General features: G+C 58.0%; 1 protein-coding gene and 1 pseudogene. One reads left to right on the plus strand and one right to left on the minus strand.

What is annotated here, in order from left to right:
* Positions 1-104: 104 nt before the first annotated feature.
* A pseudogene (locus tag BN874_RS10765) lies at positions 105-2,741 on the minus strand (Tn3 family transposase).
* 133 nt (positions 2,742-2,874) lie between these two features.
* Here BN874_RS10765 and BN874_RS10770 point away from each other — a divergent pair.
* Positions 2,875-3,450 carry a recombinase family protein gene (locus BN874_RS10770; protein ID WP_034433064.1) on the plus strand — a complete coding sequence of 192 codons (576 nt, stop codon included), beginning with the start codon at positions 2,875-2,877 and terminating at the stop codon, positions 3,448-3,450.
* Positions 3,451-3,488: the final 38 nt, after the last annotated feature.

Here is a 3,488-nt window from a genome sequence, read left to right on the forward strand (position 1 = left end):
CGGGTCCATCCCAACAAAGGTACGTGAGGCGACATAGCTATTCGCGCATTGACCTAATGTGGTTGAGTTTTCGGCGTTTTTGTTCTCGCGAATTTGGGTGTGTTTCATGCGGCTGATTTCAGGGGCAGGATTCCGATGGCATCCCGGAGTTTTTCGTCGGAGAAATCGTATTCGCCAAGCATGTTGATATGGGCCCATGACATGGGCGAGTGGGTTGCGATGGTGCAGCGCAGGTTTTCCCGGGTTTCGGCATCGGTGGCCTTTTCGATCGGGCGGGCGAGGTAGAGGTAGTTCCAACAGATGATGCTGTTCTTGATCAACCGGTTGCAGGCCTCTGCGATCTCCTGCTCCTCTTTCTCGGCCTGCGTGAACTCACGGGGGTTTCCAACGGCAACGGCGCGGGTGAAGCGGTTGGCCAACTCCACCTTGTTGAGCGGCTTCTCGATAGCCTGCCGCAATTCCAAATCATCGACATAACGCAGTATAAACAGCGACTTGATGACCTGACCGAAAGCCTTGAGGGTCTGATAAAGCGCGTGCTGGCGAGAATAGGAGTTGAGCCGCCGGAAGATGTCGGAGGTGGTGTTTTCCTTAAGCTTGAGGGTGGCGACCCGCCGTAGCCGATCATCCCAGTTCTCGCGGGTCAAGGCATCGTTCACATAATGGTCCGGGGCCATTTTCCAGCCCTCGCGGGCATTGTGGTCATGGCCACGAAAAAGATACAGCCTTTGCTTGCCAATGCCCTTGATGCGCGGCGCGAAGGAAAAGCCCAGCAGATGGATGAGGCCGAACACGACTTCCGTGTAGCCATGGGTGTCGGTCGAATGGATGTCGCTTCTGACGACATCATTGTGCATCAATCCGTCGATCACAGAGGCGCTTTCGCGGTCGGCGGCGCTGATCATCAGCGAATGCCATAGAAAATGGCGCTCATCGACAAAGGTGTAGGCGGAAACCCCTTGCCCTTGCCCGAACTACTTGAACGAGCGGCGCGCATGCAGGGACTCCCCGCGAACCTCGAATTTCTGGCCATCGCTGGCGGTGTGGAGCGCGTCCGCCTCCCGACGATAGAGGTTCGGCAGTTCCCTCTTGTCCATGGCCTTGAGCACCGCGTCATTGGCGGCGCGGATGTTGTCGAGCGAGAAGCGCCAGTTGACGGCGTGTTCCAACTCACTCTCGGTGACGCGCGAGGAAATCCGCGCCATCTTGCGCACGCCGATACCGCAGCCCAGCCCGATGATCCCGGCGAGCAAGGCCGGATGTGATAGGGCCTGCCGGATAGGGGTCTGCTGCCCATGCTCAAAGGCCTTCAGCATGCCGCAGTGAGGGTTGATGGTTTCGAGAACTTGCGCCAAGGGTACATCGTGCCGTTGAGGGAACAGTTCGCCAAGCGGATCGGCCTCGCGGGCATCGAGTGCCGGGGTAGCGACATGGAAGGTTCCATCGGCGCGGAATTTCAGATGCGGGTTGTCAGCCGCGCGGTCGTTCGGTTGGAATGCGAGCGCCCGCAAGATGGGGCTGAGCCGGTTTTGCAGCTTCAAGGAATGGGATTCCAGAACCTCGAACCCGCTTCGATCTTGCGTCGTATCGTGCAGATCGGCTTTGAGGCGCTCGAACGCGCTGCTCTGCCCGCGATCCAGCAGATCCCGGATTTCTATGACCTTCTGCGTATCCGACAGGCTGTCGGCGTCGGTCAGGCTACGTATTTCTCGGATCACGCCAAACACCGAAGCGTCCAGATCATTAACCACCGATTTGAGTTGTTCCTGCTGATCCTTGCGGGTTTCCAGAAGCTTTTCCTTGTGCTCACGCGCGGTGGTCGTCTGAAACGAGGCCATAACGCTGAGCCATAGATCAACCAGATGGTCTTGGCCGCGGAAAAACGGATGGGCGACGAAGGCGGCGGCGTGGATGTAGCGATCATTAGCCTCTCGCCGGTGTATCTGAAACACCTCGGATTTCAGCACGCTGCCCGCAGAGTAGCGGATACCGGCAACACCGAGATCGAGAACGGACAGGATGCCCTCAAGCGGGCGGTAAAGCGCCGCCAACGTCTCAAAATCGGCGATGCCTTCCTTGATGCGCGTCGGTTTGGTCGATTGTGACCGCTTCTTGAGCAGTGTCAGTGGGTAACGGTTTCGATCTTCGGGTGCGGCGAACAAAGCGTCGAGCAGGTGGCGTGCTTCATCGGTGAGATGAGTCTCCATCAGCGTGACCCACTCAGCCTTGCGCGTATGCAGTCCCAAGCGGATCAGTTCGAACAAGGCGCCCGCCTTCGGCACCTGCACTCTGCGCTGAATGAGGAAATCGACGCAGCGGTCAAAAATGAGCCGTGGCTTGAGATGCATCCGCGTCATCGTCGCAATCTCGGCGGTCACGGCTTTTTTCGCCGCCTCATCGAAAGGCGCGAACCCGTAGAAATCAAGAATCAGCTGTTGATGCCTTTGGCGGGTACGATCCGGATAGGTGTCAATGGATGCAACGGCGTTGCCCAACTGGCTGGCCACATAGGCGACATCACGGGGATCGAAGTCCACAGGCACAAAGAACCGTCGCGGCGCCCGGAAGTACCCACAGCTCACCAGAAAACCCACCTGATGGTCGGCGCGGCGCATGCTCTGCGCCATATCCAGCCAGGCTTTGGGAAACGTAAAGAATTTCTTCCGCTCGCGATAATCGAACAGCGGCGGCCTGTCGAAAGCCTCTTGTTCGCTCGCAGTGAGAATGCGCATTCGCGGCATGCATACCCTCGGGGTAGATGTCCTAAACAGTCCCTTTTCGGACAGGGATAATCTCTGCGTCCAAAAATTAGCTTGATGGACTATAGGACATCATTATAATTCCGTACAGCCCTTTCGTAACAAATCGCCCGCCATGTCCAGAACCTTCGCCTACGCCAGAGTATCGACCGTCAAACAGGAGCCCGAAAATCAGCTTCGGGAGATCGAAGCGGCTGGCTTCCGCATCGAGCCACACCGGATCATCACCGAAACCGTGTCCGGTTCGATGGCCATTGCGCAGCGTGAAGGCTTTTCCCGCCTGCTCGACAGGATGGAGAAGGGCGACGTGCTGGTCGTGACCAAACTCGACCGGCTGGGGCGCGACGCCGTCGATGTCAGCACGACCGTTGCGCGGCTGGAGAAAATGGGCGTTCGCGTGCATTGCCTCGCCCTGGGTGGCGTCGATCTCACCAGTTCAGCCGGTAAGATGACCATGAACGTTATCAACGCCGTCGCCCAGTTCGAGCGCGACCTCCTCATTGAGCGCACGCAATCCGGACTCGCACGCGCAAAAGCGCAAGGCAAACCCCTCGGACGGCCCCCCGCACTTTCATCGGATCAACAAAGGATCGTGCGCGAGAAAATCGAAAACGGAGAACCCATCTCAGCCATCGCACGACAATTCAGCACCAGCAGGCAGACCATCCTGCGCGTTAGGGATCACGCCTGATCCCTATGTCGCCTCACGTACCTTTGTTGGGATAAACC

Source organism: Candidatus Contendobacter odensis Run_B_J11, assembly GCF_000531125.1.
In the GTDB taxonomy this organism is placed as follows: Bacteria; Pseudomonadota; Gammaproteobacteria; order Competibacterales; family Competibacteraceae; genus Contendibacter; species Contendibacter odensensis.

Bases quoted from the DNA above. Each gene is read 5' to 3' on its own strand.
- BN874_RS10770 (WP_034433064.1), top strand. From the start codon at position 2,875: ATGTCCAGAACCTTCGCCTACGCCAGAGTATCGACCGTCAAACAGGAG.